At 63.9% G+C, this 16,223-nt stretch carries 16 protein-coding genes and 1 tRNA gene; 3 read left to right on the top strand and 14 right to left on the bottom strand.

Going from position 1 to position 16,223, the window contains the following annotated elements; all coding sequences use genetic code 11:
- Positions 1-336: 336 nt before the first annotated feature.
- The 5 genes from B5483_RS01915 to B5483_RS01895 all read right to left on the bottom strand — a co-directional run bounded on the left by B5483_RS01915 (position 337) and on the right by B5483_RS01895 (position 3,475).
- A complete protein-coding gene (locus B5483_RS01915) occupies positions 337-771 on the bottom strand; it encodes a hypothetical protein (RefSeq protein WP_079729301.1) in 435 nt (144 codons plus the stop codon).
- A gap of 355 nt (positions 772-1,126) precedes the next feature.
- A tRNA-Lys gene (locus tag B5483_RS01910) sits at positions 1,127-1,202 on the bottom strand.
- Positions 1,203-1,230: 28 nt separating this feature from the next.
- The gene (gene folK / locus B5483_RS01905) at positions 1,231-1,728 is read right to left on the bottom strand and encodes a 2-amino-4-hydroxy-6-hydroxymethyldihydropteridine diphosphokinase (protein WP_054947280.1); all 498 of its coding nucleotides are present in this window, start codon (positions 1,726-1,728) and stop codon (positions 1,231-1,233) included.
- A 5-nt stretch (positions 1,729-1,733) separates the two neighbouring features.
- Positions 1,734-2,597 carry an N-carbamoylputrescine amidase gene (gene aguB, locus B5483_RS01900; RefSeq protein ID WP_054947279.1) on the bottom strand — a complete coding sequence of 288 codons (864 nt, stop codon included), beginning with the start codon at positions 2,595-2,597 and terminating at the stop codon, positions 1,734-1,736.
- Positions 2,598-2,611: 14 nt separating this feature from the next.
- Positions 2,612-3,475 (bottom strand): class I SAM-dependent methyltransferase, encoded by an 864-nt coding sequence (locus B5483_RS01895; protein WP_079729300.1) that lies wholly within the window; start codon positions 3,473-3,475, stop codon positions 2,612-2,614.
- A gap of 164 nt (positions 3,476-3,639) precedes the next feature.
- Here B5483_RS01895 and msrA point away from each other — a divergent pair, with 164 nt between their 5' ends.
- Positions 3,640-4,167 carry a peptide-methionine (S)-S-oxide reductase MsrA gene (msrA, locus tag B5483_RS01890; RefSeq protein WP_079729299.1) on the top strand — a complete coding sequence of 176 codons (528 nt, stop codon included), beginning with the start codon at positions 3,640-3,642 and terminating at the stop codon, positions 4,165-4,167.
- A gap of 511 nt (positions 4,168-4,678) precedes the next feature.
- Here msrA and B5483_RS01885 read toward each other — a convergent pair.
- Entirely contained in the window at positions 4,679-5,911 is a 1,233-nt protein-coding gene (locus B5483_RS01885; RefSeq protein WP_079729298.1) for an RsmB/NOP family class I SAM-dependent RNA methyltransferase, read from the bottom strand.
- Between the two features lie 55 nt (positions 5,912-5,966).
- Between B5483_RS01885 and B5483_RS01880 the strand changes: the two genes are divergently transcribed.
- The gene (locus tag B5483_RS01880; protein ID WP_176167932.1) at positions 5,967-6,146 is read left to right on the top strand and encodes a DUF1674 domain-containing protein; all 180 of its coding nucleotides are present in this window, start codon (positions 5,967-5,969) and stop codon (positions 6,144-6,146) included.
- Between the two features lie 52 nt (positions 6,147-6,198).
- Here the strand turns inward: B5483_RS01880 and B5483_RS01875 are convergent, their stop codons facing one another.
- From B5483_RS01875 to B5483_RS01850, 6 genes are all read right to left on the bottom strand, one after another.
- On the bottom strand, positions 6,199-7,200 hold the full coding sequence (locus B5483_RS01875; RefSeq protein WP_079729297.1) for a GGDEF domain-containing protein: 1,002 nt from the start codon (positions 7,198-7,200) through the stop codon (positions 6,199-6,201).
- Positions 7,201-7,320: 120 nt separating this feature from the next.
- Complete coding sequence (locus tag B5483_RS01870; protein WP_079729296.1) at positions 7,321-7,818, bottom strand: L,D-transpeptidase family protein; 498 nt, start codon at positions 7,816-7,818, stop codon at positions 7,321-7,323.
- Between the two features lie 5 nt (positions 7,819-7,823).
- The gene (locus B5483_RS01865; protein ID WP_054947272.1) at positions 7,824-9,113 is read right to left on the bottom strand and encodes an adenylosuccinate synthase; all 1,290 of its coding nucleotides are present in this window, start codon (positions 9,111-9,113) and stop codon (positions 7,824-7,826) included.
- 367 nt (positions 9,114-9,480) lie between these two features.
- Complete coding sequence (locus B5483_RS01860; RefSeq protein WP_054947271.1) at positions 9,481-10,608, bottom strand: ATP phosphoribosyltransferase regulatory subunit; 1,128 nt, start codon at positions 10,606-10,608, stop codon at positions 9,481-9,483.
- Between the two features lie 163 nt (positions 10,609-10,771).
- Positions 10,772-12,358 carry a phosphoglycerate dehydrogenase gene (gene serA / locus B5483_RS01855; protein ID WP_054947270.1) on the bottom strand — a complete coding sequence of 529 codons (1,587 nt, stop codon included), beginning with the start codon at positions 12,356-12,358 and terminating at the stop codon, positions 10,772-10,774.
- Positions 12,359-12,471: 113 nt separating this feature from the next.
- Entirely contained in the window at positions 12,472-13,605 is a 1,134-nt protein-coding gene (locus B5483_RS01850; RefSeq protein ID WP_054947269.1) for a phosphoserine transaminase, read from the bottom strand.
- A gap of 204 nt (positions 13,606-13,809) precedes the next feature.
- Here B5483_RS01850 and B5483_RS01845 point away from each other — a divergent pair, with 204 nt between their 5' ends.
- Positions 13,810-14,469, top strand: coding sequence for an extensin family protein (locus tag B5483_RS01845; protein WP_054947322.1), 660 nt, complete (start codon positions 13,810-13,812; stop codon positions 14,467-14,469).
- 57 nt (positions 14,470-14,526) lie between these two features.
- Here B5483_RS01845 and B5483_RS01840 read toward each other — a convergent pair whose 3' ends face one another.
- Both B5483_RS01840 and B5483_RS01835 read right to left on the bottom strand, forming a co-directional pair.
- Positions 14,527-15,288, bottom strand: a complete 762-nt coding sequence (locus tag B5483_RS01840) for a proteasome-type protease (protein WP_054947268.1) — start codon at positions 15,286-15,288, stop codon at positions 14,527-14,529.
- A 64-nt stretch (positions 15,289-15,352) separates the two neighbouring features.
- Complete coding sequence (locus tag B5483_RS01835) at positions 15,353-16,216, bottom strand: transglutaminase family protein (RefSeq protein WP_054947267.1); 864 nt, start codon at positions 16,214-16,216, stop codon at positions 15,353-15,355.
- Between the last annotated feature and the right edge of the window lie 7 nt (positions 16,217-16,223).

Here is a 16,223-nt window from a genome sequence, read left to right as displayed (position 1 = left end):
GGATCATGTGAGTGGCAGAGATTAAGCTTTGTTAACAATTGGGCCGAGATGACGCCACGGTCCCAGCATTGGAGAACATCGGCAGTCAGTTGCCAGATGTGGAAAGGGCCGCTCCCACGGATGAGGGAGCAGCCCTTTGACCGTTGGCTGACCTCACACAACAATCGCCGGGCCTGTTGCGCTGCGGGTAGTGCATCGGGCTCAGACCGTTCTCGGAAGCTCTGGCGTGGGAGGCTCGAGGGTCATCCCTACCAATACTGCAGCCCTGAGATTCGAGCCATCATCCGACGGCATATCATTCTCGCGAGGTAGTCAGGGACCCGTGTGCACGTAGCATCAATGCACAGTGGCGCCGCCGGCGCCTGCTTGCATCCACCAGGCCTCGCGTTGCTCGCGAACCACCTTGGCCGCCTCTTTCGCGTGGTAGATAAACTCACGACCATGCATTCGCCCTGCACCGACTTCGCGGTCGACGATGCGGTCGAATTCGTCGGCATCGACGAACACATCATCGACCATGGATTCGAGGATGACGAATGCGCACTTGTCGGTCGCTATGGCGCCGAGAAAGCCATCAACCTCTTCGCCTTCGGCATTCATGTGATCAACGGTAACCCGCATCGCCGCGTCATAGGTAGATAGCAGGGCCACCCGACTCCGCTCGTCGTCGACATCAATGAATAAATGCCAGACGCGGTCGCGAACTTCAGCAGGGTTGAGCGCAACCCCGTCGACAACTCCATTCACGAATTCTCTGACGCGTTCATCCATGCCGATCCTCGCTGCAGCGGTGAAGGCAATCGTACATAGGCGATCCAGGTGGCCGGATTAAAGATTGTTCATGCCACTGTTTGGAGCTTCAACCGGGATCCTGCAATATTGGCAGACAGTGTGGAGCGTCGAAGCCGGCTTGCGACCAATCCAGGCATGCGCTGATCCCGGCCGAAGCGGCACCAATCAGGGCAGCGGCCAAGCCGATGCTGTCCAAAGACCTTCCAAATTAACGCGCGGCATTTCGGCCATCCCCGATCACAAACACGCAATTACAGCCTGATTGCTATCTGATTGCTGGCCACCGTGGAAACTTGGCTCCGCAGCGAATAATTTCACTAAATAGTTGAAATTATGGTGAGCCCGACAGGATTCGAACCTGTGACCCGCTGATTAAAAGTCAGCTGCTCTACCTACTGAGCTACGGGCCCACGATGCCGTTTCGCGGCTGCGGAAGGGTCAACTAGGGACAGGGCGAGGCTTGGTCAAGCGCGCATGCAACTGTTTTACCGACAAGCCGGTCAACGGATCGCGCCATCCACCCGCTATCGTGAGTGCGGGCCCCAGCACGAAATCCCTCTGACGAAAGGCCGGGTGCGGGATGACAAGCCTGTCGCTGGTCCATGGACCGCCGTCCCACAGGACGATATCGAGGTCCAGCACCCGCGCGCCCCAGGGCCGTCCACCCGACTTTCGGCCGAACTTGCGCTCCATCTTGGCCAGCTTGTGCAGCACCTCGTCCGGATCGCGATGCGTGCTGACGATGGCAACGCCATTGGCATAGCGCCGACGCGAAGGTCCCAGCGGCGCAGAGTCGATAAGCGGAGAAACGGCCTCGACTTCGAACTTGCCCTTGTCGAGCGCGGCCAGCGCAGCCCTGAGCACCCTGTGCGGATCGCCATACTTGCGGTGCCGCATGTTCGATCCCAGTGCGATCAGGTAGCGGTGCTTCGCCAAGACGGTCAGACGTCCTGCGCGATGCGGGTGTAAAGCTGCGGGCGGCGATCGCGGAAGAAGCCCATGCCGGCGCGGTGCGTGGCCGCGCGCGCAAGGTCCAGCGTAGCGACAAGGACGCCGCTTTCCTCCTTGCCGAACTCGGCAACGAAATCGCCCCACTCATCGGTAATGAAGGAGTGACCGTAGAAGGTCTGCTCGCTGCCCGCTTCGGCTTCGATGCCGATGCGATTGGCAGCGATCACCGGCATGCAGTTCGAAACCGAATGGCCAAGCATGGCCCGGCGCCACATGCGGCTGGTGTCGAGCGTGGCGTCATAGGGTTCGGACCCGATGGCAGTGGGATAGAACAGCAGTTCCGCTCCCATCAGTGCCATCACGCGGGCGCATTCCGGGTACCACTGGTCCCAACAGATACCCACGCCGATACGCGTGCCGAACAGGTCCCACACCTTGAACCCGTCGTTACCCGGCCGGAAGTAATACTTCTCTTCATAACCGGGGCCGTCGGGAATGTGGCTCTTGCGATAGGTGCCCATGATCTCGCCCTCGGCATCGATCATGGCCAGCGTGTTGTAATAGTGGTGTCCGTCCCGCTCGAAGAAGCTGGTCGGGATCGCCACCTTGAGCTTGCGGGCGAGCGCCTTCATCGCGATGACCGAAGGATGCTCTTGCGTGGGGCGCGCCAGCGCGAAGAGTTCTTCTTCCTCGACCTTGCAGAAATAGGGGCCCGAAAACAGCTCGGGCGGGAGGATGATCCGGGCGCCCTTGCCCGCTGCCTCTTCGACGAGAGCGGAAACGGCGGCGATGTTCTGCGCCTCGTCGGCGGAGCCAAGGGCGAGTTGCAGTGCTGCGACAGTGATTTCGGCCATGGGCCGGCCCTTTATCAGGGCCGCTTGCGGAACAGAAGCGTCATCCTGTCACTTTCGCCGATCGCTGCGTATTTCGCCTTGTCCTTATCCTTCAGCGCATAGGACGGCGGCAGGGTCCACACGCCCTCCTCCCAGTCCGCGGTGTCCTTCGGATTGGCGTTGACCTCGGACTTGCCGACCAGCTCGAAGCCGTTCACTTCCATGAACTTGATCACATCCGCCTCGCGCAAGTAGCCGCGATTGCCGTCGCTGACCGCATAAGGCGCGTCCGCCCTGGCCCGGTGCTGGACGATGCCGAGCAGGCCCTCGTCCTTGAGCAGCGCACGCATCGCCTTGATCTCGCCGTCGGCGACGTTCCAGCGCATCATGTTGTGCATCATGCGCACGACCAGGATCCGATCGAAGGTTCCCTTCTGGTCGTCCGGCACGGTTTCGAGAGTCATGCCCGAGAAACTCCGGGCCGGAAGCCCCGTCCATGTCGCAACCTGATCGGCGAAACCGGCGGCGGTGGCATTGATGTCGTCCGCTTCGAACGGCAGTTGCTTCGGATTGAAGAACAGCCCGGTCAGATGCCCTTCATTCGCCAGATAGGGCGCAAGCACCCGCGTATACCAACCGCTGCCCGGTTCGTATTCGCCGACCTTCATGTCCGGCCGAATGCGGAAGAACGACAGGGTCTCCGCCGGGTGGCGATAAGCATCGCGACCGTGGTCGTCCTTGCGTGAGGGATGAGCCAGGGCCAATTCGACGAGCGCTTCGCAGCCCTTGCAGAAATCGGCCTCGGATCGCGCCTCGGTACCGGCTTCGACCGTGGCGGCGGAGAGCGGTGCGGCCAACAGGCCCAGAAACGAGGAAAGGGCGACCAGTGTTCGACGCATCACGATTCTCCCAGCGAAGACGAAGTGTCGGAAAAGTAGACAAGAACGGGACAAAGGCAACCCGGACCGGAAGGCGAGAATAGCGCCTCCCGATGACAAGGGCAGGACAGCTTCCTATGTTCCTGACCTTGAATGCCCCCCGAACGACAAGGACAGGACAAACCATGGAAACGGCAATCGTGGCAGGCGGATGCTTCTGGTGCACGGAAGCGGTGTTCCGCGACGTCGTCGGCGTCAGCAAGGTCGAAAGCGGCTATATCGGCGGCTCCGTCGAGAATCCGAGCTACAAGCAGGTCTGCTCCGGCACGACCGGACATGCCGAGGCGATCAAGGTGACCTACGACCCCGAGACGATCTCCTATGCCGAAATTCTCGACGTGTTCATGGGCACGCACGACCCGACGCAGCTGAACCGGCAGGGTAACGATGTCGGCACGCAGTACCGCTCGGCGATCTTTCCGCTGGACGATGCGCAAAGGTCCGGGGCCGAAGCCGCCATCGCGCGCTCGAACGAGGAGAATGGCGGCAAGGTCGTGACCACCATCGAAGGCCCGGCCACCTGGTATCCCGCCGAGGACTACCACCAGGAATACTGGGAAGGCGAAGGCCAGCGCAATCCCTACTGCCTGGCCGTAATCCCGCCGAAACTTATGAAGCTGCGCAAGAGCTTTCAGGCCAAGGTCAAGGCCTGACCCGATCCAAGTCGTGCAAGTCCCTGTCGCCGCAGAGTCGACGGCAGGGGCTTGCGCCGCCTCCAATCGCTCCGCCACGCCATGCCGGCCGCTGGTCGTCGAGCTGAAGGATCAGGGGCAGGCGCCGCCCCGGTAATACCACTGCAACGCTGCAGGATCGCAACAGACCTGCTCCCCCTACCTCCCGCAGCCTTCGCGAAATCGCCTCAGCAAGGGAACGCTTTCGCTGGCATCGTTCATGTACGGGGGGCCTTCGCTGGGAGCGGAAACGGCAAATCGATGCGAAGCACCGCAGATCGGCGATCGGTCGCGCCCTCAACGAAACCAGCCCCGTCAGGAGCCGAAATTACGACACGGACCGGGAAATCTCAAGCAAGGCAACAACGGGGATCGCGAATTCACGCCGCGATGAACTCGCTCACATCGGACAGCTCGGACACATGCTCGTCGTGATATTGACCGCAGGCCTTGCGCCACGAAAGCGACGCAAGGTTGCCCGCTGCAGCGGCTTTCAGGTCTTGCGCCAGCGTGCCACGAAAAAGCCGTCGAGCCCGCCCACCTCGGCCAGCATCGCCGGATCGGTCCGCAGCCATCCCTCTTCGGTGGGCGATAGACCCGCGGGCAATTCGTCCTGCGCTATGGGTTGCGGAGTCAGCGCCACTTGCGCGGCCTGGGCTTCCCCCTCCCCGGCTTCGAGCGAACAGACGGCATAGACCAGCGATCCGCCCGGATTGAGCCAATCGACCGCGCGCGCCAGCAGGCCCGACTGCAACTCGGCCATCTCCGCAATCTGCCGTGCACCGATGCGGTGGAGAACGTCGGGATGGCGACGGCTGGTACCGGTCGCGGTGCACGGCGCATCGAGCAGGATCGCATCGAATGGCGCGCCGGGCTCCCACTTGAAGGCATCGGACTGGACCACATCGGCGCGCAGACGGGTACGCTCGAGGTTGTCCTTCAGCCGTTCGAGGCGACGCTTGGAGATGTCGAGCGCTGTGACCTCCCAGCCGGCAGCGGCCAGTTGCAGGGTCTTGCCCCCGGGCGCGGCGCAAAGGTCAAGCACGCGCCGCCCCTCGCCCGCTCCCAGCAGCCGCGCGGGCAGGCTGGCTGCAAGATCCTGCACCCACCATGCGCCCTCGCGGAAGCCCTCGAGGCTCTCCACCGCTGCGCCGCGCGGCAGGCGGACGTGCCCCGGCATCAGCGAAGTACCGCCCAGCCTTTCCGCCCACTCCTGCGTCTTTTCCGGTTCGCGCAAGGCAAGGTCGAGCGGCGGCGGCTCGGCAAGGCCCTGAGCGATGTCCGCTGCCCGCTTGCCCCAGCGTGCGCGAACCGCATCGGGCAGCGTCGGCACCTCCGGCAGCGAGACCTCCCGCTTCATCAGCGTTGAGAATACGCCATGCGCCAGCCGCCTCGGCCCGCCGGTCAGCAAGGGCAGACCCGTCGCGATCACCGCATGCGGCGGCGTTTCGAGGCGCAGGACCTGCGCGAGCATGAGTTCGAGGACCGCGCGCGGCTTGGCATCGTCGGGCAGGCGCTGGTGCGTGGCGCTGTCGATCAGTGCGTCGAGGTCCGCCTTCCAGCGCAGCACCTCGCCGGCAATCGCGCGGGTCAGCGCCCGGTCGGCATCGCCGCGCACGCGCGACAGGGCCGCACCTGCGGCCTGATCCAGGGTTTCGCCGCGCCGCAGAACGGCATCGATGAGGTTGAGCGCGGCACGGCGCGCCGGAAGGCCGGGAATGTCCATGCCGCTGCCCCTATAGCGGATTGCGTTTTCCCGCCAGTGGCACCACATGGGGACAATGACCGAACGCGCCACCAAACGTCCCGAAGGCTTCCGGAAGCCCGCACACTGGACCAACGATCCCGCGCCGCAGCCCAAAGACGCCAAGGCAGAGGAAGACTCGCTCGATCCCGACGGCGAACTCTCTCCCACGCGCTATGGCGACTGGGTGCACAAGGGTATCGCTGTCGACTTCTGAGAGAAGCCTGCGCCAGGCTGCTCGAAGCAAGTCCCGCGTTGACGAAACGGGTTCAGGAACTGCCGCCCACGACGCAGCGGTTCCTGCCGGCATGCTTGGCCGCGTAAAGCGGCTCGTCCGCGCGTGACAGCCAGTCTTCCACGGAAGTCACCGTATCGGTAAGCGGCGCGATACCGAAGCTTGCAGTAACGGCAACGGTGCGGCCGTCGGCAAGCTCGATCACCCGATCCTCGATAGCCTGGCGAAACCGTTCCGCCGCCCAGAAGGCATCGGGAGCCTCGGTTTCGGGCAGCAGCACCGCAAATTCCTCGCCACCAAGGCGGCCCAGCAGATCGACCGGACGCTTGGCGAGCGTCACCGTTTCCGCCAGCGCCTTGAGCGCGGCATCTCCGGCCGGGTGGCCATAAGTGTCGTTCACCTGCTTGAAGAAGTCGATGTCGACCAGCAGCAGGCAGCTTGGCCTGCCATAGCGCCTGAAACGTCCGATCTCATGGCGTGCCATTTCAAGGAAACCACGCCGGGTGAGCGCACCGGTCAACTGATCGCGCTGGGCGATGCGGCGCAGTTCGAATTCGTTGACGACGATGCGGGCGAAATTGGACAGGAGCGCCACTTCCGCCTCGGTGAACTCACGCGGCTGGACATCGATGGCGCACAGGGTGCCGACGTTGAAACCCTCCGCGGTCTGTAGTGGAATGCCTGCATAGCTGCGGATCCCGGGTTCCCCCAGCACGAGCGGGTTCTCGGCGAAGAGCGGATGGACCTGCGCATCGCTGACGAGGAACGGCTCGCTTTGCCGAATGGCATGGGTGCAGAACGAAACGTCGCGCGGGGTTTCGCTAACATCCAGTCCTCGGCGCGCCTTGAACCACTGCCTGTCCTCATCGACCAGCGTAACCGTCGCGATCGGCACGCCCAGAACGGTGCGCACCAGCGATACCACGTTCTCGAACGGCTCCTCCGGCTCGGTATCGAGGATTTCCAGCTGCCGCAGGGCCGCAAGACGGCCTTGTTCGTCATCGGCAGGTGCAGGTTGCGTCAGGCTCGTAGTCATCGATTGGAAATCCGCATGGGGGACATTACTCCGGGGGCGGCCTCACCCCGATCTTGCGGCGCGTTCCGTCACGACTCAGGATTTCTACAAAGGTCTTGATGCCGCAATCAAGGGCCAGCATCAGGCCTGGATCTCGATCCGCGTCCCATCGGGCACGGTCTGCCAGAGGTATTCGATCTCATCGTTGGAAACCGCGATGCAGCCATCGGTCCAGTCGCCCGGCATCCGTCCCTGCGCCAGCCCGTTCGGCTGGCCGTGGATCATGATCATGCCACCCGCCGAACGACCGCGAGCCGCGGCAAAGGCGCGGTCTTCCTCACTCGGATAGGAAATGTGCAGCGAGAGGTAGTAGGCGCTCTCGGGGTTGGCCCAGTCGATCTCGTAGAGCCCTTCGGGCGTCCGCCGGTCGCCCTCGAAGCGCTTGGGGCCGACCGGATCGCCCATCTGGATACGCTCTATCACGCGCACCAGCCTGCCTTCGGAAAAGAGCTGGATCGTGCGGTCGGACTTGTCGACGCGAACGAAGTCGATTTCCGGGAGTGCCTGCCCGTCCTGCGCCGAGGCGCCCGCGGCAAGCAGCAGGAGCAGCGGAGCGAACCTTGGCACGCTCCGCCGCATCGCGATCAATCCTCGAAGGGATCGCGCACGAGGATCGTGTCCTCGCGCTCGGGGCTGGTCGAAACCAGCGCGACCGGGGTTTCGATCAGTTCCTGCACGCGCTGGATATACTTGATCGCCTGCGCGGGCAGATCGGCCCAGGAACGGGCGCCGGCAGTGGTGCCCTGCCAACCGTCCATTTCCTCGTAGATCGGCTCGACATTGGCCTGGTCGGCGGCATGGCTCGGGAAGTAGTCGAGGACCTTGCCGTTCAGGCGATAACCGGTGCAGATCTTCACCTTCTCGAAGCCGTCGAGTACGTCGAGCTTGGTCAGGGCGATGCCGGTGACGCCCGAAATCGCGCAGGACTGGCGGGTGAGAACGGCGTCGAACCAGCCGCAGCGGCGCTTGCGCCCGGTGACGGTGCCGAATTCATGACCGCGTTCGCCAAGGCGCTGGCCGGTCTCGTCGTCCAGCTCGGTCGGGAACGGACCCGAGCCGACACGGGTGGTGTAGGCCTTGACGATGCCGAGCACGAAGCCGGTCGCCGAAGGACCCAGGCCCGAACCGCTAGCCGCGGTGCCCGAAACCGTGTTCGAGCTGGTGACGAAGGGATAGGTGCCGTGGTCGACGTCGAGCAGCACGCCCTGCGCACCTTCGAAGAGGATACGGGCGCCCGCCTTGCGAACCTTGTTGAGACGCTTCCAGACCGGCTGGGCGAACTGCAGCACGAAAGGCGCGATCTCGCGCAATTCGTTCAGCAGCGCTTCGCGGTCGACCGGGTCCTGTCCGAAACCGGCGCGCAGGGCGTCGTGGTGGGCACAAAGACGGTCAAGCTGCGGCTCGAGCGAATCGAGGTGCGCAAGGTCGCACACGCGGATCGCGCGGCGGCCGACCTTGTCTTCATAGGCCGGACCGATGCCGCGACCGGTGGTGCCGATCTTGCCGGCGCCCGCCGCGTTCTCACGCAGGCCGTCGAGGTCACGGTGGAGCGGCAGGATCAGCGGGCAGTTGTCCGCGATCGCGAAGTTCTCCGGATTGATCTCGACGCCCTGGCCGCGAAGCTTCTCGACTTCCGACTTGAGGTGCCAGGGATCGAGAACCACGCCGTTGCCGATGATCGACAACGTACCGGTCACGATGCCCGAAGGCAGCAGCGAGAGCTTGTATACCTGCTCGCCCACAACGAGCGTATGGCCCGCATTGTGGCCGCCCTGGAAACGAACCACGGCATCCGCCCGGCTCGCCAGCCAATCGACGATCTTGCCCTTGCCCTCATCGCCCCACTGGGCGCCAATCACGGTTACGTTGGCCAACGCCTGCACGCTTTCATTACTGTTTGAAGTCCGCCGCGCGCCCTAGGCCCTGTGGCCTCCAAGGGCAAGGTGCAGGTGACAATTTGTGCCAAGGCGATTGCCGCGTGTCGCGGCCTGAGCCTTGCGATCTTGCAGGCCATACAGGACTTCGCGAAGAATCTTGCGCCAGGGCACTGCCAGAAAAGTCGTGTGAAACGCCGGTCTTGGATCGATGCCCGCGCTCGCAAAGGGATTACCGGACAGGTCCGAAAACGGCGCCCCTCTCAGCCGAGAAGGCGCACCTGTCGCAAGCCACGAAACCACGACCCCACAAATCCCGGCCTGCCGATAGCGGCGGACCGATTCGCGCCGCCCCCTTGCCGTGAGGTCAGAGAGCAACAGCCTCGCCGTTTTCCAGGCGGTGCGAACAGCCCAGCGCCACCGGATCGTCGTTTTCGTCAAGAGCTGCCACCGTCGTCCAGCCGATCGCGCGCTGCTGCTCGGCAACGCGGACATCGTGGCCGAGCGGGAGGAAAAGCTTCTTCGTTTCCTGCGGCTCGCTCGCCAGAACTTCGATCAGGGGATCGGGATAGAGCGAGAAGCCGGCAGCCGGTTCACCCTCCTGTCCGTCGAGCTGGCCCAGGATGCGGTAGGTACCGCCCCGGCCCAGACTGCCCGACACGCCTTCGGCGTAGATCGTGAAGCCGAACCAGGACTGGTATTCGAAACCATGACGTTCGGAAGGATCGAGCGTCAGGCGCGCTTTCCCGTCAACCCGAGCGGCGATTTCGCGCAGCCCCGCGATACGACCGGCGAGCACGCCCGCGTTATCGAATGCAGCAAGCCGCTCGATCGCGGTTTCGAACGGACCCACCGCATAGAGCAGCGGCAGATAAGCTTCGCCCCCGGCATCGACCAGACCGCCCGCGTCCTTGGCGTCGAGCATCTGGCGCACGGCCTCGATCTGGCTGGCGGCAAGAGGCAACGCTTCGGCCGAAAGGGCATCGACGACGTCAGGCAGCGTGAAGTCGACCGAGATCCCGCTGGCACCTGCGGCACGCAGCGCCTCGATGGCGATTTCGACGATCTCGGCGGCCGCGGCCACGGAATCGCTGCCGATCAGTTCTGCACCGAGCTGGAGCCGTTCGCGCGCCGGGTCGAGCCCGTCGCCCTTGATGGTGACGACCTGCCCCGCATAGCACAGGCGCAAGGGGCGCGCCGCCGCGGCAAGGCCGGTCGCGGCAATGCGGCCAACCTGCATGGTGATGTCGGAACGCAGCGCCAGCGTGCGCAGCGACACCGGATCGACGAAACGGAACATCCGACGCACCTGGACGCCGGCCATGCGGCTCGCCATCGACTTCTCGAATTCGATGGTCGGCGTTTCGACCCGCTCGTAGCCATGGCTCGCCATGGCATCCAGCGCCGTGCGACGCACGCGCTGCGAAACGGCCGCCTGCTGCGGCAACCTGTCACCAAGCCCCTCGGGCAGAAGATCGCGATCGGTATCCTGCATGATGGGTGGGCCCTTAACGGCAAGGGAGCGGATTGTCGAATGCGTTTGGCCCGCAAGGCGCAAAGCTGCACTCGCCGGGGCTTTTCGCCTGCTTCGCCGCCGCAAAAAAGAAAGGGCCAGTGCATCGCACCGGCCCCTTCCGTTGGGAGCTGTCAGGCCCAGATCAGAACGAAAGCGCCTTGACCATGCGCACGCCCGGCACTTCGCAGGCCTGCTTGAGCACGCCTTCCGGCACTGCGCTGTCGACCGAGAGCAACAGCACGGCTTCGCCACCGGCTTCACGGCGACCGAGGTTGAAGGTGCCGATGTTGATCTCGTTCTCGCCCAGCAGCGAACCGATGCGGCCGATGAAGCCCGGTGCGTCCTGATTGACGATGTACATCATGTGCCCGGCCAATTCGGCCTCGACCTTGATGCCGAACAGTTCGACCAGACGCGGCTCGACGTTGTTGAACAGCGTGCCGGCCACCGAACGCTCGCCCGCTTCGGTCTTCACCGAAACGCGGATCAGGGTGTGGTAGTCACCTTCGCGCTCGGTCTTGACCTCACGCACTTCCAGACCGCGCTCCTTGGCGAGGTAGGGGGCGTTGACCATGTTCACCGAGTCCGACTGGACGCGCAGGAAACCGGCGAGCACGGCGGCCACGATCGGCTTCATGTTGAGTTCGGCAGCAGCACCCTCGGTGTGGATCGAGATCCGCGGAACCGAGTCGTGCGTGAGCTGGCCGACAAGGCTGCCCAGCTGTTCGGCAAGCGCCATGTAGGGCTTGAGCTTCGGCGCTTCCTCGGCCGAGAGCGACGGCATGTTCAGCGCGTTGGTAACGCCGCCGTTGACGAGGTAGTCGGCCATCTGCTCGGCCACCTGCAGAGCCACGTTGACCTGCGCTTCGTTGGTCGAGGCGCCCAGGTGCGGGGTGCAGATGAAGTTCGGGGTGCCGAACAGCGGCGATTCCTTGGCCGGTTCGGTGACGAACACGTCGAGGGCGGCACCGGCGATGTGGCCGGAATCCAGCAGGTCCTTGAGCGCTTCTTCGTCGACCAGGCCGCCACGCGCGCAGTTGATGATGCGCACGCCCTTCTTGGTCTTGGCGAGGTTTTCGCGGCTCAGGATGTTGCGGGTCTGGTCGGTCAGCGGCGTGTGCAGCGTGATGAAGTCGGCACGGTCGAGCAGCGTGTCGAGGTCGACCTTCTCGACGCCCATTTCCACGGCGCGCTCAGGCGTGAGGAACGGGTCGAAGGCGGCGACCTTCATCTTCAGGCCCAGCGCACGGCTGGCGACGATCGAACCGATGTTGCCCGCGCCGATGAGGCCGAGGGTCTTGCCGGTAACTTCAACGCCCATGAAGCCGTTCTTCGGCCACAGGCCCGCTTGCGTCTGGGCGTTGGCTTCGGGAAGCTGGCGGGCCAGCGCGAACATCAGGGCGATGGCGTGTTCGGCAGTGGTGATCGAGTTGCCGAACGGCGTGTTCATCACGACGACGCCCTGGGCCGAAGCGGCCGGGATGTCGACGTTGTCGACGCCGATGCCGGCGCGGCCGATGACCTTGAGGTTCTTGGCGGCGGCAAGGATTTCCTTGGTCACCTTGGTCGACGAACGGATGGCAAGGCCATCGTAGTCACCGATGCGGGCGATGAGCTGTTCCGGCGTCTCGCCGGTGATCACGTCGACTTCGCAACCGCGGATCTCGAAGATGCGCGCGGCATTGGGGTCCATCTTGTCGGAAATGAGGACTTTGGGCTTGGTGGTCATGACGAATCTCTCAATTCGTCATCCTGACGAAAGGCAGGATCGCGGGCCGGTTCAGCGATACGTCGTGCTATGCGGCCCGCGATCCCAGCTTTCGCTGGGATGACGGTTAAATCTCAGGCAGCGGCCTTGACGGTGGCGTAGGCGTAGTCGAGCCAGGGACCGAGATCCTCGATGTCCTGGGTGTCGACCGTGGCCCCGCACCAGATGCGCAGGCCTGCCGGCGCGTCGCGGTAACCGGCGACGTCGAAGGCAGCGCCTTCCTTTTCGAGGACCGCAGCGAACTTCTTGATGAAGTCGGTGTCGGCGCCTTCGACCGTCAGGCAGACCGAGGTCTTCGAACGGCTGGCCGGATCGGCAGCGAGATGACCGAGCCAGTCACGCTCCGCGACGATCTTGTCGAGCGCAGCGGCGTTGGCGTCGGAACGGGCCTTGAGACCTTCGAGGCCACCCAGCGACTTGGCCCATTCGAGAGCGAAGATCGCGTCCTCGACGGCAAGCATCGAGGGGGTGTTGATCGTCTCGCCCTTGAACACGCCTTCGGTCAGCTTGCCGCCCTTGGTGAGGCGGAAGACCTTCGGCAGCGGCCAGGACGGGGTGTAGCTTTCAAGGCGCTCGACGGCACGCGGGCCGAGGATCAGGACGCCGTGGCCGCCTTCGCCGCCCAGAACCTTCTGCCAGGAGAAGGTCGCGACGTCGATCTTCGACCAGTCGATGTCGTAGGCGAAAACGGCGGAAGTCGAGTCGGCGAAGGACAGGCCCTCACGGTCCGCCGGGATCCAGTCGGCATTCGGAACGCGAACGCCCGAAGTGGTGCCGTTCCAGGTGAAGAGCACATCGTTGCTCCAATCCACCTGCGAAAGATCCGGCAGCTGGCCGTAGTCGGCGCGGATCACGGTCGGATCCAGCTTGAGCTGCTTGACAGCATCGGTGACCCAACCCTCACCGAAGCTTTCCCAAGCCAGCGTCGTCACGCCGCGCGCGCCGAGCATGGTCCACATGGCCATTTCGAATGCGCCGGTGTCCGAACCGGGGACGATACCGATGCGATGCGTCTCTGGCAGCTGCAGCACTTCGCGCATCAGGTCGATGCAGTACTGAAGGCGCGACTTGCCGATCTTGGCGCGGTGTGAGCGGCCAAGCGATTCGACGCTGAGTTTTTCGGGGGAGTATCCCGGCGGCTTCGCGCAGGGACCGGAAGAGAAATGCGGACGCGCAGGCTTGCGCGTCGGTACCGTAATATCAGTCATAAAGACTCTCCTTGCAGAGAGCTCGCGCGGCGTTGGGACCGCGTGGCCCGGAGCCGCCTCTAGTCTCCCACCTGAAATTGTCAATCGCATTGCAGTGGAAAACACCGCTCCCAGATGGTGAAGCGCGCGCTCGTTTCGTCGCAAAGGCCAAACCCTGATGCTCGCGGCAATATTCTGTTAACCAATCCCTGCGAGACTTTGTTCATGCGCAGACTCCTGCTCATCCTGCCGCTGCTGGCCCCGCTTGCCGCCTGCATGGACATTCCCCAGGCGACGCAAAAGACGGCCTCGCGCCCCGCTTCCGGCACTCTCAGCCCGCGCCCGGCGTTCCGCCAATGCCTGTCCGAACTGGGTGCGCAACGCGCCTCGTTCACCCCCCTGCCCGACCAGTATTTCGGCGAGGGCTGCTCGAATATCGGGACGGTCAGACTCTCCGGCCTGAGAAGCGACACGGCATCGCTGGAATTATCGAATCTCGGCCCCGTCACCTGTTCGGTGGCGACGGACTTTGCCGGCTGGGCCCGATTCGGCGTCGACCGCGCAGCGGAGCAGATCCTCGGCAGCCGGGTCATGCGAATCGAGACTTACGGCAGTTACAGTTGTCGCAATGTCGCGGGCACCAACCGCCGCTCCGGCCATGCCACCGCCAATGCCATCGACGTGTCCGCCTTCGTGCTGGAAGACGGCAGGCGGATCAGCGTGCTGGACGACTGGGACGGCGGGACCGATGCGGAACGCCGGTTCCTGCGCGTGGTCCACCAGAGCGCGTGCAAGCGATTCGGCACGGTGCTCGGCCCGGACTACAATTCGGCGCATCGCAATCACTTCCACCTGGAAGCAGACGGCGCGAGTTTCTGCCGTTAGGCAGCCGCTACGCACTCACTCTCGTAAAAGCTCCGGGAAGCTGAAAACCGCCTGCGATCACTCAGCGGCGGTCTGCAGGTCTGTGTCCATGCGATAGTCCGGCAAGGCATCCAGCGCCTGGCGCAAGGCTTCGCCCCATCCGGTGGAGACCGACTGAAAATAGGGGTCGTCCCATTCGATCCGCCGTTCGTGCAGCGGCGTGAAACTGTCGCGTTCGATCACCAGAAGGTCGAGCGGCATGCCGACCGAGAGGTTGGCCTTGAGCGTGGAATCGAATGACACGGTCATCAGTTTGACCGCGTTTTCGAAGCTCATCTTCGGATCGTAGCCTCGAATGAGAATCGGGCGCCCGTACTTGGTTTCGCCGATCTGGAAAAAGGGCGTGTCGAAGCTCGCTTCGATGAAATTGCCTTCCGGGTAAATCAGGAAGAGACGCGGCTCCATGCCCTTGATCTGGCCCGCGACGATCAGCGAGGCACTGAAGGTTCCCGCCGCGCTCTGCCCGTTGTCGGCGGCGCGCGCGGCGATGGTATCCTGCAGGAGATTGCCCACGATCGTTGCCACCTGAAACATCGATTCGGCTTGGAGCAGCGAGTTGTGACGATCGGAAGGCGCCTTGTTGCGCTCTTCAAGCTGGCTGACGACGGCCTGCGTAGTGGCCAGATTACCCGCCGACAGCACTGCGATGATACGCTCCCCGGGCACTTCCCAGTGGAACATCTTGCGGAAGGTCGAGATATTGTCGACGCCTGAATTGGTCCGCGTGTCGCTCATCAGCACGAGGCCACGTTCCAACATCATGCCCACGCAATAGGTCATGGAATTCTAAGCCCCTGCACACACTTCAGCGGTCCCGAGCGGCACCAGCGACCTTTGCGGTCCCTCAACGACCCTGCATCTGCTGCTGTTGCCCGCTCGACGGGGACTGCTGCTGTCCTCCTAGCATTTTCTGGCCGACCGACAAATGCACATCCAGCTCGGTTTCCCCAGCGCCAACGGCGATTCCGGTAAACGGGGCCGCCTCGCTGTAGTCGCATCCGGTGGCGACGCGAATGTATCGCTCATCGGGACAGATCGCGTTGGAGATGTCGAACCCCACCCAGCCCAACCCCTGGACATAGGCTTCGGCCCAGCCATGGCCCGCCTCCTGCTCCACCTTCTCGTCCATCAGGAGGTAACCGCCGACGTAGCGCATCGGGATGTCGAGCAGCCGCCCGGCGCTGATAAAGATGTGGGCATGGTCCTGGCATACGCCCTGCCCCGCGGTCAGCGACTGTTCCGCCGTTGTGGTGACATCGGTCGTGCCCGGAAGGTATTCGACCTGCTCCGCGATCGCGTGCGACAGGGCGTGAAGGAAGTTCAGCGTATCGTGACGGTCGACCGCGATCGACGCGACAAGCGAGCGGACCCTGTTGCCCGCGCGCGTCAGCGGCGTCGGGCGCAGGAAGCACCAGAGCGGCATGTGCCCGGTATGCTGCCCGGTAACACCGCTGTTGTCGATCGTGCGCACCGTACCGCGGCAGGTCACGACGACCTCGGGCACGCCCGGCTCGATCGAGACCAGTTCGGTATGATTGTGGTGCTGGTCGTCGTACTCGGCTTCGCGCTTTGCACCGGTGAGGTCCATGTCCCACGCGATGACTTCCTGGCCGTGGGTGGACTTGGGTTTCAATCTCAGGCGCTGCAAACCGTGCGTGACACTGTCGGCGAATGCATAACGGGTCGTGTGCGTTACGGTCAGGAGCACTAGGCGA

This window comes from Novosphingobium mathurense (assembly GCF_900168325.1).
Taxonomy (GTDB): domain Bacteria; phylum Pseudomonadota; class Alphaproteobacteria; order Sphingomonadales; family Sphingomonadaceae; genus Novosphingobium; species Novosphingobium mathurense.
This window is presented reverse-complemented; position numbering and strand designations above follow the sequence as displayed.

What these genes read in the sequence shown, in the direction of transcription:
- B5483_RS01915 (WP_079729301.1), bottom strand. Translation starts at nt 771, where the DNA reads ATGGATGAACGCGTCAGAGAATTCGTGAATGGAGTTGTCGACGGGGTT.
- aguB (WP_054947279.1), bottom strand. Translation starts at nt 2,597, where the DNA reads ATGGCCGAAATCACTGTCGCAGCACTGCAACTCGCCCTTGGCTCCGCC.
- B5483_RS01895 (WP_079729300.1), bottom strand. Translation starts at nt 3,475, where the DNA reads ATGCGTCGAACACTGGTCGCCCTTTCCTCGTTTCTGGGCCTGTTGGCC.
- msrA (WP_079729299.1), top strand. Translation starts at nt 3,640, where the DNA reads ATGGAAACGGCAATCGTGGCAGGCGGATGCTTCTGGTGCACGGAAGCG.
- B5483_RS01885 (WP_079729298.1), bottom strand. Translation starts at nt 5,911, where the DNA reads ATGGACATTCCCGGCCTTCCGGCGCGCCGTGCCGCGCTCAACCTCATC.
- B5483_RS01880 (WP_176167932.1), top strand. Translation starts at nt 5,967, where the DNA reads ATGACCGAACGCGCCACCAAACGTCCCGAAGGCTTCCGGAAGCCCGCA.
- B5483_RS01875 (WP_079729297.1), bottom strand. Translation starts at nt 7,200, where the DNA reads ATGACTACGAGCCTGACGCAACCTGCACCTGCCGATGACGAACAAGGC.
- B5483_RS01870 (WP_079729296.1), bottom strand. Translation starts at nt 7,818, where the DNA reads ATGCGGCGGAGCGTGCCAAGGTTCGCTCCGCTGCTCCTGCTGCTTGCC.
- B5483_RS01860 (WP_054947271.1), bottom strand. Translation starts at nt 10,608, where the DNA reads ATGCAGGATACCGATCGCGATCTTCTGCCCGAGGGGCTTGGTGACAGG.
- serA (WP_054947270.1), bottom strand. Translation starts at nt 12,358, where the DNA reads ATGACCACCAAGCCCAAAGTCCTCATTTCCGACAAGATGGACCCCAAT.
- B5483_RS01850 (WP_054947269.1), bottom strand. Translation starts at nt 13,605, where the DNA reads ATGACTGATATTACGGTACCGACGCGCAAGCCTGCGCGTCCGCATTTC.
- B5483_RS01845 (WP_054947322.1), top strand. Translation starts at nt 13,810, where the DNA reads ATGCGCAGACTCCTGCTCATCCTGCCGCTGCTGGCCCCGCTTGCCGCC.
- B5483_RS01840 (WP_054947268.1), bottom strand. Translation starts at nt 15,288, where the DNA reads ATGACCTATTGCGTGGGCATGATGTTGGAACGTGGCCTCGTGCTGATG.